19 protein-coding genes and 2 tRNA genes are annotated in these 21913 nt (G+C 65.6%); 7 read left to right on the forward strand and 14 right to left on the reverse strand.

Annotated features, from left to right (window positions below; translation table 11 throughout):
• Positions 1-22 precede the first annotated feature (22 nt).
• From N2K99_RS10175 to N2K99_RS10200, 6 genes are all read right to left on the reverse strand, one after another.
• Positions 23-661, reverse strand: coding sequence for a DsbA family protein (locus N2K99_RS10175; protein WP_227921051.1), 639 nt, complete (start codon positions 659-661; stop codon positions 23-25).
• A 66-nt stretch (positions 662-727) separates the two neighbouring features.
• Complete coding sequence (gene clpX, locus N2K99_RS10180; RefSeq protein WP_227921050.1) at positions 728-2020, reverse strand: ATP-dependent Clp protease ATP-binding subunit ClpX; 1293 nt, start codon at positions 2018-2020, stop codon at positions 728-730.
• A 168-nt stretch (positions 2021-2188) separates the two neighbouring features.
• Entirely contained in the window at positions 2189-2863 is a 675-nt protein-coding gene (locus tag N2K99_RS10185) for an ATP-dependent Clp protease proteolytic subunit (protein ID WP_227921049.1), read from the reverse strand.
• A 47-nt stretch (positions 2864-2910) separates the two neighbouring features.
• A complete protein-coding gene (locus N2K99_RS10190; RefSeq protein ID WP_227922731.1) occupies positions 2911-3531 on the reverse strand; it encodes an ATP-dependent Clp protease proteolytic subunit in 621 nt (206 codons plus the stop codon).
• 280 nt (positions 3532-3811) lie between these two features.
• Positions 3812-5161 carry a trigger factor gene (gene tig, locus N2K99_RS10195; protein ID WP_227921048.1) on the reverse strand — a complete coding sequence of 450 codons (1350 nt, stop codon included), beginning with the start codon at positions 5159-5161 and terminating at the stop codon, positions 3812-3814.
• 54 nt (positions 5162-5215) lie between these two features.
• Positions 5216-5289: transfer RNA gene (locus N2K99_RS10200), tRNA-Pro, on the reverse strand.
• 151 nt (positions 5290-5440) lie between these two features.
• On the opposite strand from N2K99_RS10200, the gene N2K99_RS10205 reads away from it, so the two are divergent.
• Positions 5441-5514: transfer RNA gene (locus tag N2K99_RS10205), tRNA-Gly, on the forward strand.
• Between the two features lie 88 nt (positions 5515-5602).
• Here the strand turns inward: N2K99_RS10205 and N2K99_RS10210 are convergent.
• On the reverse strand, positions 5603-6523 hold the full coding sequence (locus tag N2K99_RS10210) for an Fpg/Nei family DNA glycosylase (RefSeq protein ID WP_227933683.1): 921 nt from the start codon (positions 6521-6523) through the stop codon (positions 5603-5605).
• A complete protein-coding gene (locus N2K99_RS10215; RefSeq protein ID WP_227933684.1) occupies positions 6523-6993 on the reverse strand; it encodes a ribose-5-phosphate isomerase in 471 nt (156 codons plus the stop codon). The genes N2K99_RS10210 and N2K99_RS10215 overlap by 1 nt, the downstream gene beginning before the upstream one ends.
• A gap of 248 nt (positions 6994-7241) precedes the next feature.
• Between N2K99_RS10215 and N2K99_RS10220 the strand changes: the two genes are divergently transcribed.
• The 5 genes from N2K99_RS10220 to N2K99_RS10240 all read left to right on the forward strand — a co-directional run bounded on the left by N2K99_RS10220 (position 7242) and on the right by N2K99_RS10240 (position 14841).
• A complete protein-coding gene (locus N2K99_RS10220) occupies positions 7242-10337 on the forward strand; it encodes an LGFP repeat-containing protein (RefSeq protein ID WP_227933685.1) in 3096 nt (1031 codons plus the stop codon).
• A 178-nt stretch (positions 10338-10515) separates the two neighbouring features.
• The gene (gene pepN / locus N2K99_RS10225; RefSeq protein ID WP_227933686.1) at positions 10516-13068 is read left to right on the forward strand and encodes an aminopeptidase N; all 2553 of its coding nucleotides are present in this window, start codon (positions 10516-10518) and stop codon (positions 13066-13068) included.
• Positions 13069-13126: 58 nt separating this feature from the next.
• A complete protein-coding gene (locus N2K99_RS10230) occupies positions 13127-13645 on the forward strand; it encodes an OsmC family protein (RefSeq protein ID WP_227921036.1) in 519 nt (172 codons plus the stop codon).
• 49 nt (positions 13646-13694) lie between these two features.
• The gene (locus N2K99_RS10235; RefSeq protein WP_227921034.1) at positions 13695-14363 is read left to right on the forward strand and encodes a mechanosensitive ion channel family protein; all 669 of its coding nucleotides are present in this window, start codon (positions 13695-13697) and stop codon (positions 14361-14363) included.
• The gene (locus tag N2K99_RS10240; protein ID WP_227933687.1) at positions 14356-14841 is read left to right on the forward strand and encodes a globin; all 486 of its coding nucleotides are present in this window, start codon (positions 14356-14358) and stop codon (positions 14839-14841) included. Before N2K99_RS10235 ends, N2K99_RS10240 begins: the two co-directional genes overlap by 8 nt.
• A gap of 9 nt (positions 14842-14850) precedes the next feature.
• Here N2K99_RS10240 and N2K99_RS10245 read toward each other — a convergent pair whose 3' ends face one another.
• Together N2K99_RS10245 and N2K99_RS10250 are read right to left on the reverse strand one after the other, a co-directional pair.
• On the reverse strand, positions 14851-15513 hold the full coding sequence (locus tag N2K99_RS10245; RefSeq protein WP_227921029.1) for a hypothetical protein: 663 nt from the start codon (positions 15511-15513) through the stop codon (positions 14851-14853).
• A complete protein-coding gene (locus N2K99_RS10250; protein ID WP_227921018.1) occupies positions 15513-15986 on the reverse strand; it encodes a thioesterase family protein in 474 nt (157 codons plus the stop codon). The genes N2K99_RS10245 and N2K99_RS10250 overlap by 1 nt, the downstream gene beginning before the upstream one ends.
• Positions 15987-16133: 147 nt before the next feature.
• On the opposite strand from N2K99_RS10250, the gene N2K99_RS10255 reads away from it, so the two are divergent.
• Positions 16134-17018 (forward strand): acyl-CoA thioesterase II, encoded by an 885-nt coding sequence (locus N2K99_RS10255; RefSeq protein ID WP_227933688.1) that lies wholly within the window; start codon positions 16134-16136, stop codon positions 17016-17018.
• Positions 17019-17096: 78 nt separating this feature from the next.
• Here the strand turns inward: N2K99_RS10255 and ettA are convergent, their stop codons facing one another.
• The 4 genes from ettA to N2K99_RS10275 form a co-directional block, all read right to left on the reverse strand.
• Complete coding sequence (gene ettA, locus N2K99_RS10260) at positions 17097-18779, reverse strand: energy-dependent translational throttle protein EttA (protein WP_227921013.1); 1683 nt, start codon at positions 18777-18779, stop codon at positions 17097-17099.
• A gap of 558 nt (positions 18780-19337) precedes the next feature.
• The gene (locus N2K99_RS10265) at positions 19338-19796 is read right to left on the reverse strand and encodes a DUF6993 domain-containing protein (RefSeq protein ID WP_260554625.1); all 459 of its coding nucleotides are present in this window, start codon (positions 19794-19796) and stop codon (positions 19338-19340) included.
• Between the two features lie 65 nt (positions 19797-19861).
• A complete protein-coding gene (gene ssb, locus N2K99_RS10270; RefSeq protein ID WP_227933690.1) occupies positions 19862-20458 on the reverse strand; it encodes a single-stranded DNA-binding protein in 597 nt (198 codons plus the stop codon).
• A gap of 195 nt (positions 20459-20653) precedes the next feature.
• Positions 20654-21736, reverse strand: coding sequence for an alpha/beta hydrolase (locus N2K99_RS10275; protein WP_227933691.1), 1083 nt, complete (start codon positions 21734-21736; stop codon positions 20654-20656).
• Between the last annotated feature and the right edge of the window lie 177 nt (positions 21737-21913).

The raw sequence follows: 21913 nt of genomic DNA on the forward strand, positions 1-21913 counted from the left end.
CTGGTTTATGGAAGCAAAGTAATCAGTCGAACTGCGGGCTCTCGGTGCGGCTGCGCTTGAGTTCGAAGAACGCCGGGTTGGAGGCCAGCATTACGGCGCCGTCGAACATCGCGCCGGCCTCTTCGCCGCGCGGAATGCGGGTCAGGACCGGGCCGAAGAAGGCCGTCCCGTTGAAGGCCACGATGGGGGTGCCGACGTCGTCGCCCACCTTTGCGATGCCTTCCTTGTGTGAGGCGCGCAGCTGGGAGTCATACTCTTCCGTTTCGGCGTACTGCGCGAGCTCGGCGGGCAGGCCGACCTCGGCCAGGGCCTCACGGATCACCGTCGGGAAGTCGGAGTTTCCGCCGATGTGGATTCTTGTTCCCATGGCGTCGTACAGCTTCTTGATGTACTCGCTGCCGTGCAGTTCCTGCGCTGCGATGATGACGCGCACCGGCCCCCAGGCCGCGTCCATCCGCTTCCGGTAGTCCTCCGGGAGGTGGTCGCGGCCCTCGTTCAGCACGGACAGGCTCATGACGTGCCAGTTGGTGCGGACGTCGCGGACCTTTTCCACCTCGTCCATCCAACGGGAGGTGACCCAGGCGAACGGGCACATCGGGTCAAACCAGAAATCGGCAGTCGATGCGGAACTGGCAGGCGACGCAGAACCATTAACGGTCATGGAAACTCCTTCGAAGCGGTCGATGGCGCATACGGCGCGGAACGTACTACTCCTCCCAACCCCGTCCTACGCGGATTTGTTCCGGCGCTTGGTGGCGACAGCGTGGGAGATGAGGGTCGGTTCGGCTTTCTTCTCCACGGTATCCGCGGTGATGACGACCGTGGCGACGTCCTCCTGGCTGGGCAGGTCGAACATGACCGGCAGCAGCACTTCTTCGAGGATGGCACGCAGGCCGCGGGCTCCGGTGCCGCGGTCCAGCGCCTGCTCCGCGATTGCATCCAGCGCGCCCTGCTCAAAGGTGAGTTCGACGCCGTCGAGCTGGAACATCTTCTGGTACTGCTTCACCAGGGCGTTCTTCGGCTCGGTGAGGATGCGGATCAAAGCTGTGCGGTCCAGGTTGGACACGGTGGTGATGACGGGCAACCGTCCGATGAATTCGGGAATCAGGCCGAATTTGAGCAGGTCCTCGGGCATTACCTCGGCGTACGAGTCCGTGCCCTTGGTGGTTTCGATCAGCGGCGCACCGAACCCGATGCCCTTGCGGCCGGACCGCGAACCGATGATTTCTTCCAGGCCGGCGAAGGCGCCGGCAACGATGAAGAGGACATTGGTGGTGTCGATCTGGATGAATTCCTGGTGCGGATGCTTGCGCCCGCCCTGCGGCGGCACGGAGGCAACCGTTCCTTCGAGGATCTTCAGCAGGGCCTGCTGTACGCCTTCACCCGATACGTCCCGGGTGATCGAGGGGTTCTCGCTCTTGCGGGAAATCTTGTCGATCTCGTCGATGTAGATGATGCCCTGCTCGGCCTTCTTGACGTCGTAGTCCGCCGCCTGGATGAGCTTGAGCAGGATGTTTTCCACGTCTTCACCGACATACCCGGCTTCGGTGAGCGCGGTGGCATCAGCGACGGCGAAGGGGACGTTGAGCCGGCGGGCCAGGGTCTGCGCCAGATACGTCTTGCCGCAGCCGGTGGGACCGATCAGGAGGATATTGGACTTGCCGATTTCGACGTCGTCGGCAGCTACCGCATCGGCGAGGTTGCCGGCGCCGCGCGGGGCGTGCCCTGCCTGGATGCGCTTGTAGTGGTTGTAGACCGCAACGGCGAGCGACCGCTTGGCGGGTTCCTGGCCGATGACGTATTCCTGCAGCGAGTCGAAGATTTCCCGCGGCTTGGGCAGCTCGAAGGTGCCCAGATCTGCAACCTCGGAAAGCTCTTCCTCGATGATCTCGTTGCAGAGGTCGATGCACTCGTCGCAGATGTACACGCCGGGGCCGGCAATGAGTTTGCGTACCTGCTTCTGGCTCTTTCCGCAGAAAGAGCACTTGAGCAGATCCGTGCTCTCACCAATGCGAGCCATAGTTCAGTCCCCTTAGATGGTCCATCAAAAACGGTTCCGCAGCATGGGCTGAGCCAACCATGATCCACTCTAGGACACTTGGAGGAGCTATTCAGCAACCAAACGGCCCGTGGTGCGATATTACGCGCCACGGGCCGGCTGGACATGCCATTATTTCGGCGAAGCAGGTTACATCTTGTTGATGGCCGGCGTCTTGAGCTTGCGGGAATCAAGCACCTGGTCGATCAGCCCGTATTCCAGGGCCGAATCGGCGGTCAGGATCTTGTCGCGCTCGATGTCCGTGTTGACCTGCTCGGAGGTGCGGTTGGAGTGCAGCGCCAAGGTGTCCTCCAGCCAGGTACGCATCCGCATGACCTCGGCGGCCTGGATTTCCAGGTCGGAGGCCTGGCCGCCCTGGCCGCCGGACAGTGACGGCTGGTGGATGAGCACGCGGGCGTTCGGCAGTGCCAGGCGCTTGCCCGGGGTACCGGCGGCCAGCAGCACGGCGGCCGCGCTGGCAGCCTGGCCGAGGCAGACCGTCTGGATCTCCGGACGGATGTACTGCATGGTGTCGTAGATGGCCGTCATGGCCGTGAACGAGCCGCCCGGGGAGTTGATGTACAGGGTGATGTCGCGGTCCGGATCCGTGGACTCAAGCACCAGCAGCTGGGCCATGACGTCGTCAGCGGACGCGTCATCAACCTGGACGCCCAGGAAGATGATGCGGTCTTCGAACAGCTTGGTGTACGGATCCTGGCGCTTGAAGCCGTAGGGCGTGCGCTCTTCGAACTGCGGCAGGACGTAGCGGCTGGTGGGCATCTGCGGGGCGACGGCGGAGCCGGCGGTGCCGAAATTATGGTTCATGAATTACTCCTGAAGTCTGCAAATGGAGGGGTGGCTGGCCGGGGACCCTAGTCCTCGTCCTTGCCCTCTGCCTGGTCCTGGTTGGTTCCGCCGCCGCCGGTCACTCCGCCTGCGTGCGCGGAGATCTTGTCGAAGAAGCCGTATTCCAGGGCTTCCTGCGCGGTGAACCACTTGTCGCGGTCATTGTCCTTGAGGATGGTTTCGACGGTCTGGCCGGTCTGCTCGGCGGTCAGCTCAGCCATCACGCGCTTCATGTTCAGGATCAGCTCGGCCTGGATCTTGATGTCCGAAGCCGTGCCGCCGATTCCGCCGGAGGGCTGGTGCATCAGGATGCGGGCGTGCGGCGTTGCGTAGCGCTTGCCCTTGGTGCCGGAGGAGAGCAGGAACTGGCCCATGGAGGCGGCCAGGCCGGTGGCGACGGTGACCACGTCGTTCGGGATGAACTGCATGGTGTCGTAGATCGCCATGCCCGCGGTCACGGAGCCGCCGGGAGAGTTAATGTAAAGGTAGATGTCCTTCTCGGGATCTTCCGCGGAAAGCAGCAGAAGCTGGGAGCAGATCGCGTTGGCATTCTCGTCCCGGACTTCCGAGCCCAACCAGATGATCCGCTCTTTGAGCAGGCGGTTGTAGATGTAGTCGTCCCGGCCGGCCGGGTCCACCGTAGCCATGGTGGGTGTGTTCGGTGCAGTTGCCATACTGAGTGACCTCTCGCTCTGGCAGGAACGGGTGCTGGCCGTGCCAGCGGCTCCTGCCGTTTGTCTCTTCTAGGACACTAGCCTGTTGCGGCGACGATCTGCTTCGGTTTGGCCGACTGTTCGCTGACGGCGCACGATGCGCGTCACATCGGTCTGTGGCGCGGGCCGGCCCGTGAAAGGAACGCTTAAACCACTGTGCCGCCGGCCCTTTCGGACCGACGGCACAACGGACGGTTTAGAAAACCGGGACAGGCTAGGCCTTGTCTTCGTTCTGCTGCTCTTCTGCTTCTGCTGCCTCGACCTCTTCGCCGGCGGGCCGGACGAATTCGGTGAGGTCGATCTCGGCACCGGTGGTGTCGGTGACCTTGGCCAGCTCGAGGACCTTGGCCAGTGCCTTGCGGCGGCGGACTTCGCCGACCATCATCGGAACCTGGCCGCTCTGGTCGATCAGCTGGGCGAACTGGTTCGGATCCATGCCGTACTGCGAAGCGGAGGAAACGATGTAGTCGATCAGCTCGTTCTGGTTGACCCCTACTTCTTCCTTCTCGGCTACCGCGTCAAGGATGATTTCGTTCTTGAACGCCTGCTCGGTGTTGGAACGAACCTCGGCGCGGTGCTCTTCGGTGTCGTGGTCCGGACCGGAGGTCTGGGCGCTCTCGGAGTTGAAGTGCTGTTCGATCTGCTCTTCGATGACGGATTCCGGTACCGGAACCTCAACGAGCTCGAGCAGCTTCTCCAGGACCTTGTCGCGGGCCTCGACGCCCTGCTCCATCAGCTTGGACTCGGCGGCACGCTTGGTGAGGTCTTCGCGGAGCTCGGCGATGGTGTCGAACTCGCTTGCCAGCTGGGCGAAGTCGTCGTTGGCCTCGGGGAGCTCGCGCTCCTTGACTGCCTTGACGGTAACGGTGACCACGGCGTCGGAACCGGCGTGCTCACCGCCGGCCAGCTTGGTGTTGAAGGTGGCGGATTCGCCGCTGCTCAGGCCGGTGACGGCCTCGTCCATACCTTCGAGCATGGTGCCGGCGCCTACCTGGTAGGACAGGTCAGCGGCGGAATCCACCTCTTCACCGTCTACCTTGGCGATCAGGTCCATGGTCAGGAAGTCATCGGCGGCGGCGGGGCGGTCCACGGACTTCAGCGTGCCGAAGCGGCTGCGCAGCTCGTCCAGGGCCTTGTCGACGTCGGCGTCGGAAGCCTCGGCGGGCTCGACGGTGACCTCGAGGCCGGCGTAGTCCGGGAGCTCGATTTCGGGGCGGATGTCCAGCTCGACGGTGAAGACCAGCTGGCCTTCGTCGGTGGTCGGGTCCGGCACTTCGGTGATCTCAACTTCGGGCCGGCTCAGGGGGCTGATTCCGGTTTCCTGGACGGCTTCGGCGTAGAAGCCGTTGAGTCCGTCGTTGATCGCCGTCTCGAGGACGTAGCCGCGGCCAACGCGCTGATCGATGAGGCGGTTGGGAACCTTGCCCTTGCGGAAGCCCGGGACCTGCACCTGAGTGGCGATGGTCTTGTAGGCCTCTTCGATGCTCGGCTTCAGTTCCTCGAACGGAACTTCGACGTTGAGCTTTACCCGCGTGGGTGTGAGGTTTTCTACGGCGCTCTTCACAGCGTAAGTTCTCCTGAGGGTTCTGGGATTGGTCTGCACCATGGTTATACAGAGTCGGGGTGACAGGATTTGAACCTGCGACTTCCTGCTCCCAAAGCAGGCGCTCTTCCAAGCTGAGCTACACCCCGTCAGTGCACCTGACAGCCTACCTGCCCCGAAGCTGGTATGACGAATTTTCCCTGCGCCAGGATCGATTCCGCGCCCGGTTGGGAGCCGGATACGGGCCGATTACTCACGGCCGGTTTTCGCGTGCTAAGGTAAAACCTGCCTTACGGCGCCGGGGATGTAGCTCAATGGTAGAGCCTCAGTCTTCCAAACTGATTACGCGGGTTCGATTCCCGTCATCCCCTCCACCTTAGAAGGGCCTTCCGCCGCGCGGAAGGCCCTTCTTGCTTTTCGGTCCGTGCAGGGCGCCGGCAATGGCAGTGCCTGGGCCCGTGTTCAGTCGGCCTGGCAGGACGGGCACCAGTACAGCTTGCGGGCGCCCATCTCGGTTCCCGCCACCGGTGTTCCACAGCGCCGGCACGGCAGTCCGGTCCGCTTATAGACATAGTGGGCCTCGGCCACGGGGACCGGTTCGCCGGCGTCGTCCCGGTCCTGCGCGTTTGTGGTGATGATCCTGCCCTGCCGCACTCCGTCGTTCATCAGGCGTACGACGTCGTCCCACAGCTCCCCTGCCTCGGCCTCGCCTACGCTGCGGCCCAGCCGCCAGGGAGACATCCGGGTCCGGAAGAGCACTTCCGCACGGTAGACGTTGCCAACCCCCGCCAGCACCTCCTGGTTCATCAGCAGGAGGCCGACAGGTGAACCCTTGCTGCGCAGCCGGCTGATGAATTCCGCAGCGCGCCCGGCACCGGCGCCGCCGTCATCACCGCCGCCGCCGTCCCCGCCCGCCAGCGGGTCCGGCCCCAGCCTGGCCAGCACCTTCTGGCGTTCGGCTTCGGTCACCACCTCGCAGGCAGTGGGACCGCGCAGGTCCGCCCAGCCGTGCCTGGAAACCAGCCGGACCCGCACCGCGCCCTTGGGTTCGGGCGGCCCGGAGTAGCCCGCGCCGTCGTCGCCTGTCACCTCCTGCTCCCCCAGCCGCCGGGGCGCCCCGATGCTGGAGGATCCGATGAACGTTTCGTCCCCGCCGAAATCGAAGGCCCCGTAGAGGCCCAGGTGGATGCGCAGGTAGAGATCATGGTCGAAGCGCAGGAACAGCTGCTTGCCGTGGGCTTCCGCCGCCTCGAGCACATGTCCGTCCAGCCGGCCGGCACCGGCAGCAAACCGGCCCTGCGGGCTGCTTACGGCAAGCCTTTCACCACCGAACACCGAGGAGAACTGCCGGGCCAGGCGGTGGATCGAATGCCCTTCGGGCATTAGAGCGTGGAGCCGGTGGTTTCGTACCGTGCAATCTGTCCGATCCGGCGGACATGGCGTTCGGCGTCACTGAAGGGCTCGGCGAGGAAGGCTTCGATGATTCCGGTGGCCTCCTCGACGCTGTGCTGGCGGCCGCCGACCGCGACGATATTGGCATCATTGTGCTGGCGTGCGAGCTTTGCGGTCTCCAGGTTCCAGGCCAGCGCGGCCCGGACTCCGCGGACCTTGTTGGCCGCAATCTGTTCGCCGTTGCCTGAACCGCCCAGCACGATTCCCAGGGCGTCCGTGCCCGCTTCCCGGTCCCGGACCACGGCCTCGGCAGCGTCGATGCAGAACGCGGGGTAGTCGTCCTCGGCATCGTATTCGCGGGGGCCGTGGTCGACGACGTCGTACCCCTTGCCCGTCAGATGGGCAATGAGGTGGGAGCTCAGTTCCATGCCTGCATGGTCGGTTGCAATGTGGACGCGCATTTGGGGTAAGTCCGTTTCTTGAGGATGGGGAAAAGACGCTTCCAGCCTAGCTTCCGCTGCAGCCGCGCCTCCAAATTCCGCCGCCTCGACCGGAAACCGCTCTTACATGGCGTTCACGCGTGCCGATAGAGCAGGTAGGACTATACTCCGATCCCTCCGGATTGGAGCGGTCTACCCGCGTCCGACGCTGGCGTCGCGGATACTGCACCGTTGCGCCCACCAGGAATCGCCCTACAAGGATTAGTCATTTGAAAAGTGTAAAACTCGCCGTTCTGGCCCTCCTCGCTGCTTCGCTGACGGCAGGCGGACTTCCGGCCCAGGATTACGCCGTCCCCGGCGAACCGGCTGCCACGCAGGTCCCTGCCGATCCCGGCGCGGCCACCCTGCCTCCGTCTCCTGCGCCCGACGCCGGCAGCGCCGTCGTGGAAGCCGTCCCGGAGGCTGAACCGACGCAGTCCGTCCCGGCGACCGACGCCCCGGCCGAGGAACATCCCGCCGACGGCGAAGAAAGCCACACGGACACGGCCGAATCCGGGGATGAGCTCGGGTACGACCCCGTGGTCGGCGGCGGTTTCCCGGTCCCCGGTCCCAACACTCCGATGGTCACGGACCCGGACGGCACCGTGCGTTCCGCCGTGGAGACGGACATCTCCGCAGCGCATGACCACGGTGCCGCTGCCTTCAGCAGCGCGGACGGCGGGGCAAGCACGATGGGTGCAGCTGCCCGCAGCGGGACGATCAATATCACGCTCGTGTACGCCACGCTTACCGATAACCGGGGCGCGGTGAATGAAGCCGGAGCGCTTAACTCGATGACCGCGGCCAACCAGTACTGGCGGGCCATGTCCAACGGCCGGCTGGGCGTACTCCATGCCAACACCCGCGCCATCCACAGCTCCGCCAATTCCCGGCAGGACTACGCCGACATGATGAACACCATCAAGCGTGACCTCGGATGGCGGGACAGCGCCAACAATGCCCTGCTGGTTTTTGTGCCCGCCAACGATCTCAAGAGCGGGGGCTACGGCGGCATCCTCGGCGGCGGCTGGACTTCCGGTCCCACCAGCGGCTCGGTGTTGATGCCGCAGCCTTCCGGCTTCACCAACAACGTGGTGACCCACGAATTCGGCCACGTCCTGGGCCTGCTGCACGCCAACAGCCTCAAATGCAACAACGGCCGGTCCGATATCGGCGTCGGCTCCAACGGCGCCTGGGCCGACGGTTCCTGCACCTCCCGTGAATACGGGGACACCTCCGACCTCATGGGTTACGCGCAGTATGCTTCGCCGGCCATTAATTCCTATTTCTGGGACGCCGGCGGTTTCGGCCGCGGCGACGAGATCTACAACGCCGGCACTCCCGGCTCCTCGATCACCTACACCCTGAGGCCCTGGGCCGGCTCTTCGGCGCAGCGTGCGGTGAAATTCAGGGATTCTTCCGGTGAGACGTATTACCTCGAGCTTCGGCTTCCGGTGGGATACGACCAGTCCACGGCTGTCGGCGGCAACCGCGGCGTGAAGATCGTCAAACCCGACCTGGCGAACAACTGGGCCGTGAATTCCCTGGTGGTTGCGCCCAACACCCGGGATTTCGTGGGCTATACCAATGCCAACAGCACCTGGCAGGCCGGCCAGACCTTCACGTCGCATTCCGGCACTACCGTGCACGTCAACTGGATCAGCGGCGACGCCGCGTCCGTCACGGTGACCGGCGGCGTGGCCGCGCGTGCCGGAGCCCCGATCGACGAAGCCCGCAGGGCGCACCCGGAGCTGGGCAAAGCCATCGGCGATATCCGCGGCGGGTTGAAGGACGGCGGGGCCTACCAGGACTTCCAAAACGGAGCCATCATCTGGTCCCCCAACACAGGTGCACGCGTTTCCACCGGAGCGATCCGCTCCGCCTGGGCGTCCACCGGTTTCGACGTCGGCTACCTCGGCCTTCCCACCAGTGACGAGGTCTACGGCCTGCCCAACGGCGGCGCTTACCAGGATTACCAGGGCGGCGCCATCATCTGGTCGCCCGCCACCGGGGCGCGGGTCTCCAAGAACGGCCCGATCCGCAACGAGTGGGGCTACACCGGGTTCGAACGCAGCTACCTGGGCTACCCCACGAGCAACGAGACAGGCGGGCTGCCCAACGGCGGTACCTACCAGGACTTCCAGAACGGAGCCATCATCTGGTCTCCGGCCACGGGAGCCCGCGTTTCCCGGAACGGACCCATCCGTGAGGCCTGGCGCCGTTCCGGCTTCGAGAACAGCCCCATCGGCTACCCGACGACAAACCAGGTGACGCTCGCGGACGGCGGCACCTCCCAGGAGTACCAGCGCGGAACCATCATCCACTCCCCTGCGTCAGGAGCCTGGATCGTCACGGGCGCTGTCCGGAATGTCTGGCGTGCCGCCGGAGCGGAAAAGTCGGATCTGAAGTACCCCGTGGGCGAGGAAGTCCGAATGGGCACCCAGGGCACCTACCAGGACTACCAGGGCGGTGCCATGATCTGGTCCGCTGCGACCGGAGCTCAGATCTCCAAGAACGGTCCCATCCGCTCGGCCTGGGGTGCCACGGGCTTCAACGCCGGCTACCTCGGCCTTCCCACCGGGCCGGAGACCAGCATGGGCACCCAGGGCAAGTACCAGGACTACCAGGGCGGCTCGATCATCTGGTCGGAGAAGACCGGGGCCAAGATCTCCCGGAACGGTCCCATCCGCTCCGCCTGGGGAGCCACGGGCTTCAACGCCGGCCCGCTGGGCCTGCCGACCGGGGAGGAACGGGCCATGGGCACCCAGGGCAGCTACCAGGACTACGAACACGGCGCCATCGTCTGGTCCGCAAAGACCGGAGCCCAGGTGTCCGTAAACGGACCGATCCGCTCGGCCTGGGGTTCCACGGGCTTCAACTCCGGCTATCTGGGGCTTCCCACCGGAAAAGAACAGAGCATGGGAGCGCAGGGCAAGTACCAGGACTATGAGGGCGGTGCGATCATCTGGTCCCAGAAGACCGGGGCGCAGATCTCGAAGAACGGTCCCATTCGTTCAGCCTGGGGCTCCACCGGTTTCAACTCGGGCTACCTCGGCCTTCCGACCAGCGGAGAGAAATCCTCCAACGGTGGAACCACGCAGGAATTCGAGGGCGGCACCATCCTCTCCTCTGCCGGCACGGGAACGCATATTCTCGCAAACGGTCCCATCCGGGACGCCTACCGTGCGCAGGGCGCGGAGACGGGCCGCCTCGGGTACCCGACCTCCGGTCCGACCGCGGCCGCAGGCGGTGCAACGGTCCAGAGCTTCAAGGGTGGAAAGATCACCCGGACGGCCGACGGCAAGGTACAGGTCAGCTACAACTAGCCGCTGACGGCAGGACAGTGGAACGGCGGGTTGCTCATTGCAATCCGCCGTTCCGTGCTTTGGCAGGGTGCTTGGCAATGAGAGACTGTTGCACAAGATCACTAGTGTTGACGGAACGTGCAACCACCATGAATCCGCCGCACTCCTTGTCCTTGAGAAAGGCCCTACCTTGCCAGGTATGAATCTCACGCGCTCCGAAGCCCGTGAACGTGCAGAACTTCTTGACGTCGAGTCCTACGACGTCAACCTCGACCTGACCCGGGGAGAGACGGTGTTCGGCAGCACGACCGTCGTCCGGTTCTCCGCCCGCCCCGGGACGTCGACCTTCATCGACGCGGTCACCGACACGGTTCACCGGATCACGCTGAACGGCGTGTCCCTGGACCCGGCGGAGGTGTCCGACGGCGTGCGGATCTCCCTGCCGAACCTCGCCGAGTCCAATGAACTCGTGGTGGAGGCGGATGCCCGCTACATGAACACCGGTGAGGGCCTGCACCGCTTCGTGGACCCCGTGGACAACGAGGTCTACCTTTATTCGCAGTTCGAGGTTCCGGACTCCCGCCGGATGTTCGCCGTTTTCGAACAGCCGGATTTGAAGGCCACATTCCGTTTCACGGTCACCGCGCCGTCGCACTGGGACGTCATTTCCAACTCCCCCACCCCGGAGCCCGTTGCCGCCGGCGACCTGACCGACGCCAGTCCGCGCTCCACCTGGTCCTTCGAACCCACGCCGCGGATCTCCTCGTACATCACCGCGCTGATCGCCGGTCCGTACCAGTCCGTCCGCAGCGAGCTGACCAGTTCCGACGGACGCACCATCCCCCTCGGTGTCTTTGCCCGCCGGTCCCTGATGCAGTTCATGGACGCGGAGAACATCTTCGAACTCACCCGCCAGGGCTTCGCCTTCTACGAGGAGCAGTTCGGTACGCCGTACCCGTTCGAGAAGTATGACCAGCTCTTTGTGCCCGAGTTCAACGCCGGGGCCATGGAAAACGCCGGTGCGGTGACCTTCCTCGAGAGCTACGTCTTCCGTTCCCGGGTCACCGAAGCCACCGTGGAACGCCGCGCCGTGACGATCCTGCACGAACTGGCGCACATGTGGTTCGGCGACCTGGTCACGATGCGCTGGTGGAACGACCTGTGGCTGAACGAATCCTTCGCCGAGTTCATGTCTACCCTCGCCGCCGCCGAGGCGACCGAGTTCAAGCAGGCCTGGACCACCTTCGCCTCGCTGGAAAAGGCCTGGGCCTACCGCCAGGACCAGCTGCCCACCACGCATCCCATCGTCGCCGAAATCCGGGACCTGGAAGACGTCCAGGTCAACTTCGACGGCATCACCTACGCCAAGGGCGCGTCCGTCCTCAAGCAGCTGGTGGCCTGGGTCGGACAGGACAAGTTCATGGCCGGCGTGCGCGAGTACTTCGGCAAGCACTCCTGGCAGAACACGGAGCTGTCGGATCTGCTGTCCGAGCTGGAAACAGCCAGCGGCCGGGATCTGTCCGACTGGTCCGCGAAGTGGCTGGAAACTGCCGGCGTAAACACCCTGCGTCCGGAGTTCGACACCGATGAGGACGGCACCATCACGTCCTTCGCCGTGCTCCAGAGCGCTATCGAGGAATACCCCACCCTTCGCCCGCACCGCCTGGCGATCGGCTTCTACAACCCGGACGGGGACGGCCGACTGCAGCGCACGCACCGCGTGGAGCTCGACGTCGACGGCGAACGCACCGAAGTTTCCGAACTTATCGGCCAGCCGCGGCCGGCCCTGCTGCTGCTCAACGACGACGACCTTGCCTACGCAAAGATCCGCCTGGACGCCGCCTCGCAGCACACCGCCACCCGCAGCCTGCGCAACATTGCCGATTCCCTCCCCCGGACGCTCGTATGGGCCTCCGCCTGGGACGCGGCGCGGGACGCGGAGATCCCGGCCCGCAACTATGTGGAACTGGTCCTGCAGAACATCGCCTCCGAGTCCGACTCGACCGTTGTCCAGGTGCTGCTGCGCCAGCTGGCCACCACCCTGGCCTTCTACGTCAGCCCCCAGGACCGCGAACCCATGACCGTTGCCGCTGCCGAGAGTCTCTGGGAGCTGGCTTCCGCAGCGGAGCCGGGTTCGGATTCACAGCTGCAGTTCGTCAAGGCCTTCGCCGCCCACGCCTCATCCGACGAGCAGCTGGACGCGCTGGCAGGCATGTTCACCGGCGACCAGTCCCTTGAAGGGCTGGCTGTCGACGCGGACCTGCGCTGGGAGCTGCTCACCGGCCTGGTGGCCGGTGGCCGGCTGGGCACAGCCGACATCGACGCCGAACTCGAGCGCGATGCCACCGCCACGGGTGCCCTGGCCGCGGCCATGGCCCGCGCGGCCATCCCTACGGCCGAAGCCAAGGCCGCGGCCTGGGAAGCAATCGTGGAGCGCTCCGACATGCCCAATGCCGCGCAGCGTTCGGCCATCGCCGGCTTCATGCGGGTCCACGACACCGGTCTGCTGGAACCGTACGCACAGAAGTACTTTGCGTCGATCCGCGACGTGTGGGCCAGCCGCACCCATGAGATTGCCCAGCAGATCGCCGTCGGCCTCTATCCGTCGCGGCTGACGCGCCAGGACACGGTGGACACCACCGATGCCTTCCTCGCCGATCTGGGCGAGGACTCGCCCTCGCTGCGACGGCTGATCCTGGAAAGCCGCGACGGCGTGGTCCGTGCCCTGAAGGCGCAGGAAGCCGACCGGTAACACCCTTGCCCCCGCGGTTTCCCTTCCATCCAAGGACTTTGACGGTAGCTTGGAGAGCGTGAATCTCTCCGAACACCGTTACACGCTCGACCTGGAATGGACGGGAAACCGCGGCGGCGGGACCGTTTCCTACCGCGGCTACGGCCGCGACCACATCATCCGCGCCCCCGGGCTGCCGGACCTGCCCGGAACGGCGGATCCCACCTTCCACGGCGACCGGGACCGCTGGAACCCCGAGCAGCTTCTGCTGGCCGCACTGGCCCAGTGCCACATGCTTTCCTACCTGCACGTGGCGGTCCGGAACGGCATCAGGGTACTCGCCTACGAGGACTCCCCCGAGGGGCTGCTGCGGCTCAACAGGGACGGCAGCGGTGAGTTCACCACAGCTGTCCTTCGTCCCAAGGTGACTATCGACGGCGGCGCGGGGCCTGCCGCCGTCGAACTGGCAGCCGGGCCGATGCACGCCGAGGCGAACAGCCTCTGCTTCATTGCGCGGAGCGTCAACTTCCCGGTGGAGCACCGACCCCAGACGCTGACCGGGCCGGCGCTGCCCTCCGGCCACAGCCGGCACGGGTAGCCTTAACCGCAGACCACTGTCCGGCTACACAAAGGATGAACAGTTACCCGTGCTTTCCGCTTCCGAAATTGACCTCTCCTCAGTGACCGTCAATGATTTTGACTTTTCCGGCCTGATCGAGGCTGCCTTTATCGTCCTGGCCGCTACCGGCGTTTGGTTTGTCGCGCGTTTCCTGATCAACCGGCTGGTGGCGCGGGCCCAGAAGGGCTATTCGCTGCTGCATTCCTCCAAGATCAAGTGGGCGCAGCCGGTGATGCGCAACCTGGACAAAAAACGCCGCGCCCAGCGCGCAGACACCATCGGCGCCCTGCTGCGCAGCGCCGTCAACGTTTCCATCTGGACCGTCGCGATCATCATGGTGCTGGATGCCGTCGGCATCAACATCGCCCCGCTGCTGGCCAGCGTCGGCATTGTCGGCATCGCCCTCGGTTTCGGCGCGCGCGAACTCATCCGCGACGCCCTGGCCGGGTTCTTCATCACCATTGAGGACCAGTACGGAATCGGCGACGTCATCGAAGTCGGCGACACCGCCGGAACGGTGCAGTCCGTGGGCATCCGGATCACCCGGATCATCGATGACCGCGGCGTCATCTGGTACATCCGCAACGGCGAGATCGCCAAGATCGGCAACCGCTCCCAGGGCACGTACCTGGGCGAAACACCGGCGGAACCGGCAAAGGCGGACGCGCTCAAAGACGGCATGGCTGCCAATGACTGAACCGACACCTGTTCCGGCAGAGACGCCGCCGAGCGCGGCGTCCCTGCCGCTGCGCCCGGCCCAGCAGCCCACGCAGCAGCCCCAGGCCTTCCAGCAACCGCAGTACACGGACAACTTCTATGAGGCCGTGGGCGGGCATCCCACGTTCGTGAAACTCGTGGACGTGTTCTATGCCGGCGTGGCGGAGGACCCGCTGATGCGGCCGATGTATCCCGAGGAAGACCTCGGGCCGGCCAAGGAGCGCCTCCTCCTGTTCCTTGAGCAGTACTGGGGCGGCCCGAAGACCTACGGCGAGCAGCGCGGGCACCCCCGCCTGCGGATGCGGCACATGCCCTTCATCGTCACTCCCGCCGCGCGGGACGCCTGGCTGCGGCACATGCGTGCCGCCGTCGACTCCCTCGATCTCTCGCCCCTGCACGAGGGGACCCTCTGGGATTACCTGGAGCGGGCCGCCCACTCCATGGTCAACTCGGCCTGATCCGCAGGCCTACAGGACCGCCGGCAACCGGGTCAGGACATGCCCGAGCGGAGTGCTCAGCCGCAGCCAGCGCCCGTTGCTGAACAGGGCGGCGTCGACCTCGGGTCCGCCGGCGGGCAGGAAACCGAGGGACAGCGCCGCAAAGGCAGCCCCGGCCGGCACCGGCGTTTCGGTTCCGCCCATGGGCTGCGCCCAGACCCTTGTCCGGGCGCTGTGCACGACGGCGGCTCCCGGGCTCTGGGGCAGCATCGCGGCAACCTCGCGGATTCCCCGGTGTGCTGTCTGTTCGAGCAGCTGTACCGGAACCCTGCCGGCCGGCTGCCAGCCCGAACGCGGTGCCAGGATGCCCGCCCAGGTTTCACGCACGGTCATCGGCGGCACTGGCAGCACAGTGTCTGCACTTCCCATCCGGGCGAGCCGGTCCCCGACAGCCGACAGTTGGACCGTGGCGTCCACCTCCGCCGGAGCAGCCAGCGGCATGGTCCGCAGGCCCAGCACAGTCGGCGTGTCTTCCCCGAGGATCCGGGGGCGCAGGACGCAGACATAGGCGGCCAGGACACTGCCCACCGCCTGCAGGCGGACCGCGCCGTCGTCGGCCGTCCGGGCACGGGTCACAAAGTTACGCAGATCGGCGGTGACCTGCGGGTCGGCCAGCCGGAGTTCGCTGTCCATTAGTTGCCCTGTCCGGCAGGGACGGCAGCACGGAACGGCACGGGCTCGCCCATCCACGCCTGGAGTACTTCCCGCTGCTCGTCCGTGAGCGGTGTGGGCCTGCCGGTGGCAGCCTCGACCTGCACCATTGCCGCTTCGGCATAGGCGTACACCGTCTCCGGGTCTTCATCCGCCACACGGAATCCGTAGGCAAGGCTGCTGGAGCCGATCCGGGTCACCCAGACGTCCACCCAGACGGGTTCCTTCCGGTGAAGCAACGGCGACACGTACTCGATTTCCTGCCGGGCCACATACGTTGCCGTCCGGTCCCCGGCCAGATCCCGGAAACTACCCGGTCCGCCCGCACCGGCCGGAAGCGTCAGCAGGCCCAGCTGGACCCGCGCTTCCTCCAGGAACTGGACGAACCTAACGTTGTTGATGTGGCCGTTGGGATCTTGGTCGCCAAAGCGAAGCTGGACGGGGAAACGATGCATGCCCCCATCTTCCCAGAGAGTGAGGTTTGCCCTAAAACGCAGGGCCCCGGCCGCCGCACTGGTTACTGGCCGGTACGTTTAAGCTAGAAGTGTTCCACGGTTCCTGCCCCACGCAGCACCGCCTTTCCTGCTAGGAGATAGTCCCTGATGTCCATTGATGAATCCTTCGATCCGACCGCGTCCCTGCTCGAGCTCCTGAACCTTAGCTGGGCCGGCGGCGCGAAGACCGACGAGGACATTTTTGTCGGGGGTTCCCAGGCGGAACCGCGCAAGCGGGTCTTCGGCGGACAGGTGCTGGGCCAGTCCCTTGTTGCTGCCGCCCGTACCGTTCCCGAAGACCGGATCATGCACTCCATGCACGGGTACTTCCTCCGCCCCGGCGACACCGAGGTGCCCATTACGTTCGGTGTGGAACGGCTGCGGGACGGACGTTCCTTCTCCGCTCGGCGCAGCCACGCCTACCAGAACGGCAAGCCGATCCTGTCCATGATCGCTTCCTTCCAGGTTCCCGATTCGGGAGTGGACCACCAGGAGGAGATGCCCGCCGGCATCCCCGAGCCGGAGGACCTGCCGACCACGGCCGAGCTGCTGAAGGACTTCGACCACCCGGTGGCCGAGGCCTGGTCCCACCGGCGCCCCATGGATATCCGCCACGTGATGGATCCGGTCTACGTCCGCGCCGGACGGGAAAAGACCCCGCACAACGCTGTCTGGATGAAGACCTTCAAGCCCATGCCCGACGGCGAGAACCTGCACCGCGCGGCCCTCGCGTACGCCAGCGACTACACCCTGCTGGAACCGGTGCTGCGCGGGCACGGGCTTGCCTGGACCACTCCGGGCATGAGCATCGCCAGCCTGGACCACGCCATGTGGTGGCACCGGCCGGTGCGCGTGGACGACTGGCTGCTCTATGTCCAGGAATCCCCCAGCGCCTCCGCCGCGCGGGGGCTGTCCACCGGACGGATCTTCAACCGAAGCGGTGAACTGGTCGCCACTGTTGCCCAGGAAGGCATGGTCCGCGTCCCGCAGTAAGCACTGCTGACCCCGCAAGAAAAGAGCTCCGCTTCCCCGAAGGGAAGCGGAGCTCTTTTTGCTCTGGCTGTGCCGGACTTAGTCGCGGGTCAGGCGGCGGTGCGTCACACGGTGCGGCTTGGCCGCATCCGGGCCGAGGCGTTCGATCTTGTTCTGCTCGTAGGACTCGAAGTTTCCCTCGAACCAGTACCAGTTCGCCGGGTTTTCCTCGGTGCCTTCGAAAGCGAGGATGTGGGTGGCCACGCGGTCCAGGAACCACCGGTCGTGGGAGACCACCACGGCGCAGCCGGGGAATTCGAGCAGCGCGTTTTCGAGGCTGGACAGGGTTTCGACGTCCAGGTCGTTAGTGGGCTCATCGAGCAGGAGCAGGTTTCCGCCCTGCTTCAGGGTCATGGCCAGGTTCAGCCGGTTGCGCTCACCACCGGAAAGCACGCCGGCCTTCTTCTGCTGGTCCGGGCCCTTGAACCCGAAAGCGGAGACATAGGCGCGGGACGGCATTTCCACCTGTCCCACCTGGATCCAGTCGTGCCCCTCGGAAACGACCTCCCACAGGCTCTTCTCCGGGTCGATGCCTCCGCGGGACTGGTCCACGTAGGAGATCTTCACGGAGTCGCCGATCTTCAGCTCACCGCCGTCGAGCTCTTCCAGGCCGACGATGGTCTTGAACAGGGTGGACTTACCCACGCCGTTCGGGCCGATGACGCCGACGATGCCGTTGCGCGGAAGCGAGAAGGACAGTCCGTCGATGAGCTGCCGGTCGCCGAAGCCCTTCTGCAGGCCCTTGGCTTCCAGCACCAGGGAGCCCAGGCGCGGGCCCGGCGGGATCTGGATTTCTTCGAAGTCCAGCTTGCGGGTGCGGTCCGCTTCGGCTGCCATTTCCTCGTAGCGGGCCAGACGGGCCTTGGACTTCGTCTGGCGGCCCTTCGCGTTGGACCGGACCCAGTCCAGTTCATCGGTGAGGCGCTTGGCCAGCTTCTGGTCCTTTTTGCCCTGGACTTCCAGGCGTGCGCGCTTCTTTTCCAGGTACGTGGAGTAGTTGCCCTCGTACGGGTACAGGTGTCCGCGGTCCACTTCGGCGATCCACTGGGCCACGTGGTCCAGGAAGTACCGGTCGTGGGTCACGGCCAGGACGGCACCGTGGTAAGCGGAGAGGTGCTGCTCAAGCCAGAGCACGCTCTCGGCGTCCAGGTGGTTGGTGGGCTCATCGAGGAGCAGCAGGTCCGGCTTCTGCAGCAGCAGCTTGCACAGCGCCACGCGGCGGCGCTCACCGCCGGAGAGGAGGGTGACGTCCGCTTCGGGCGGCGGGCAGCGCAGGGCGTCCATGGCCTGTTCGAGCTGGGAATCAATGTCCCAGGCATCGGCGGCGTCGATGGCTTCCTGCAGCTTGCCCATTTCCTCAAGCAGGCTGTCGAAGTCCGCGTCCGGCTGCGACATCTCTTCGGAAATTTCGTTGAACCGCTGGATCTTGCCGTAAATCTCGCCGACGCCCTCCTGGACGTTGCCGAGTACGGTCTTTTCCTCATTCAGCGGCGGCTCCTGAAGCAGGATGCCCACCGTGTAGCCGGCGCTGAGCCGGGCCTCACCGTTGGAGGGGGTGTCCAGTCCAGCCATGATCTTGAGGATGGTGGACTTACCCGCACCGTTGGGACCCACCACGCCGATCTTGGCACCGGGGTAGAAGGACATGCTTACGTCGTCGAGGATAACTTTGTCGCCAACGGCCTTGCGGGCCTTGGTCATCGTGTAGATAAATTCCGCCATATCTACAAGGCTAATGTGTCAGCGCCGATATGTACCATTTCCCGGCTTCCGGGCGCGGGCGGTTACCCCCGTGCTGCGTCCGGGGATACCGGGACTCAGGGCGTCCGGTTCCCTGCAGGTTGTCCCCGCAATGCGTCCGGATCCCCGCAGTATGTCCGGCTCCCTGCAGGTTGTCCCCGCAAGATGTCCGGACCCCCGCAATATGTCCGGACCCCCGCAGGTTGTCCCCGCAAGATGTCCGGATCCCCGCAGTATGTCCGGAATCCTGCAGGTTGTCCCCGCAAGATGTCCGGATCCCCGCAGTATGTCCGGCTCCCTGCACCGCGCGGAGCAGGAATTGTCACAAACCGCAGGGATCGCGACAAACCGAAGGACTTCCCCAACCGAGGCGCCCTACCTGTCCGGTCAGCTGATGCGCCTCTGTGCCGGTGTCTACAGGCGCTGGTTCCCCCGGTCAGCTCCCGGTCGACTCCCGGTCACTTCCCGGTCAGCGCCCCGGGTCAGCTCCCGGTCAGCTGATGCGCCTCCGTGCCGGTGCCTACAGGCGCCGGTTCCCGGTCAGTTCCCGACGAAGCATCCACCGTCGGACAACACCGGCAGCACCGTGACGTAGGCCGACCCGTCCCGGACCTCACCGAAAATGCAGTCCCCGTCCTGCACAGCGGCAGCCTGGATCGAGTCGACTTCCAGGCCGGTCGGCGTGCTGTCCGCCGAGACTTCCACCGATCCCGCGGGGAAGCCGGCCGCGGTAAACGCCGCAGCCACTGCTTCTCCGTTGGGCAGCGAATTCGAATCAGCCAGCTTCCCCAACTCGGATTCCAGTGCTTCGGTGATCGCGGCATGGGGCGAGGGAGTCTCCGTCGAGGCCGATCCAGTCGCGGCCGATCCCGCCGGCGCAGGTTCCTCGGCGCTTTCCCCCTGCCATCCGCAGCCGGAAAGCCCGACCGCGAGCGCCAGAAACCCGGCCGCCATGCCAACGGCGGGAGGGGTCGGTCGGGCTCTGCGGCGGGGGTTCATCCGGCGATTGTGCCACGTATTACGCTGCACGGACAAAAAGAGCCCCGGGATTTGGGGGGGCGCTCTCAATACGGCGCGGCGACTCCTTCACGGGCAGCCTTCGTGGTTTCCGCCTGTTCGTTCTCCGCGGTCAGGCTGTCCCCGGCGACGGCATCAAGAAGCTCGCCGGTCAACGCATCAATCCGGCCCAGGGACTCCTCGGACTCAAGATCCTCGTGAGACCCGGGCCCGGCGTCGTCTCCTGCCCCGCCGGCCATCCCCGTGTCGGCACCGCCGCCGACACCGGATGCGTCGCTGCCTGCGGACGTGGTGCGGCGGAAGCTGGCGGTCCCCCACATCAGGTCATGGCCCACGGTGTCGGCGTCGATGTCGGCGCTGGTGCCGCTGCGACCGTCCTCCGTGACCCACTGCCGCAGGCGCAGCCGGCCGGTCACTACTACCCGGTCCCCCTTGTGGATACTGAACGCGGCGTTGGTGGCCAGCTGGCGGAACAGGCTGACGGCGTACCAGTTTGTCTGTCCGTCCTGCCATCCCCCGGTGTCACGGTCATACCGGCGCTCCGTGGTGCACATTCGAAAGCTCGCCACCGCGAGTCCGTTGTCAGTGGTGTTCTGGCGGAGGTCGGTGGCAACGTAGCCCCGGAGCGTAATGGTGTCACTCATGTTTTCCTGCCTTCGGTTCGGTACCGCGGCGCCTGCGCCTTTTGGCGATGCGCAGTGTCGCCCGCATGCGTTCCGGCTGGTCCACCGGTGCGTGCGAGTCTTCACCGATGGGTGTGACCGTGCCCTTGGGAAGGGCCAGAGTGTGGACCATGAGAGGCGGGAAAGGGCGTTGCCTGTCCTGTGGAGGAAGAGCTGTCAGTCCCCGGACCGTGTGCCCTGCACTTTCCTCGCCTGGGCCCAGTCTGCGAATCCTTCGATGGCCTCGGCCGCGAAACGGGAACGCACAGACGCAAAGTAGTCAAAGGAATGCTGTGCACCGGGCAGCCTGCACCACACCACCGGCTGCCGGGAGATCCCGGCAAGGGTCTGCGCAAAGTCCCGTCCGTGGTCAACGGACACCACGCTGTCACTGTCACCGTGGAGGAGCAGGAAAGGCGGGGCGGCGGGGTTGGCATAGGCTGCCGGCGTGCTGTCCGGGTTGGTGCCCTGCACCCTGCCGTAATAGCCGTAGAGGCAGACAGCCCCTGCCACCGTAGTATCGGCATCCTCGAATCCGGGCTGCAGCTCCGTCCGGCCGGGTGTCAACGCGGTGAATGCTGCCAGGAATGCACCGGCCGAGTTTCCCGCCACGACCACCGGTCCCGTACCTGCGCCATAGGCGGCTCCGTTCGTCGTGACCCATGAGAGGACCCGCTTGGCATCCACCACGTAGTCGGGAAACCGCGCAGCCGGAGCCAAACGGTAGTTGGCGCTAACGCAGGTCCACCCGTGGGATGCCAGCCGGTGCAACAGATACAACGATTCCCGGTTCTTGGCCCCGGAGACGAAACGTCCGCCGTGAAAGTGCACAAACACGGGACCCCTGGCCGGTCTCCCCCGCGGCAGATACAGGTCAAGGGTGTTTTCCCGGCCCAAGTCTCCGTACCGCAGTCCCCTGACCCGCTGCACGTCCCGGCGACGGCGCCTGAAGGGCAGGAAAAGCCCGGCCACGACGGTGCCGCGTCCAGCCCCGGCGGAAGCCTCCCCTCGCAGGGCGGGGCGCCAGCCGCCACCGAGACAGGCATCCAGGGCCGCCATAGGAACGCCGCGGCTCCGCACCGCGCGCACTGCCACCCACACGAGCCCGGCTCCAACAACTGCCATGCCTCCCACAGCGGCCGTCGCCAGCGGCGGAGAGACGTCCCCTTCTCCAATGGCAAAGGCAGTTGCGGCCACGCCCAGCAGCAGCGGAAACAGCGGAGCCTCGTTGAAGGTCATGCCGATGAGGTAGGCCGCCACGGACCAACGGGACCGTATGGAGGTACGTTTACGTGGACTGGCCGCGCCGGGCGGCCAAAGCGCGCAGCAGGTACTCACTCCAAGCAATAGAAGGGTGATGAGGTAACCGGCGGGCACTGCGGCTCCTTGGGAGAGCGGGCGTACCCCGCGAAGCCTACGCCACCGTCGAAGGCGCTG

This window comes from Arthrobacter sp. zg-Y1110, from assembly GCF_025244865.1.
Classification (GTDB): domain Bacteria; phylum Actinomycetota; class Actinomycetes; order Actinomycetales; family Micrococcaceae; genus Arthrobacter_B.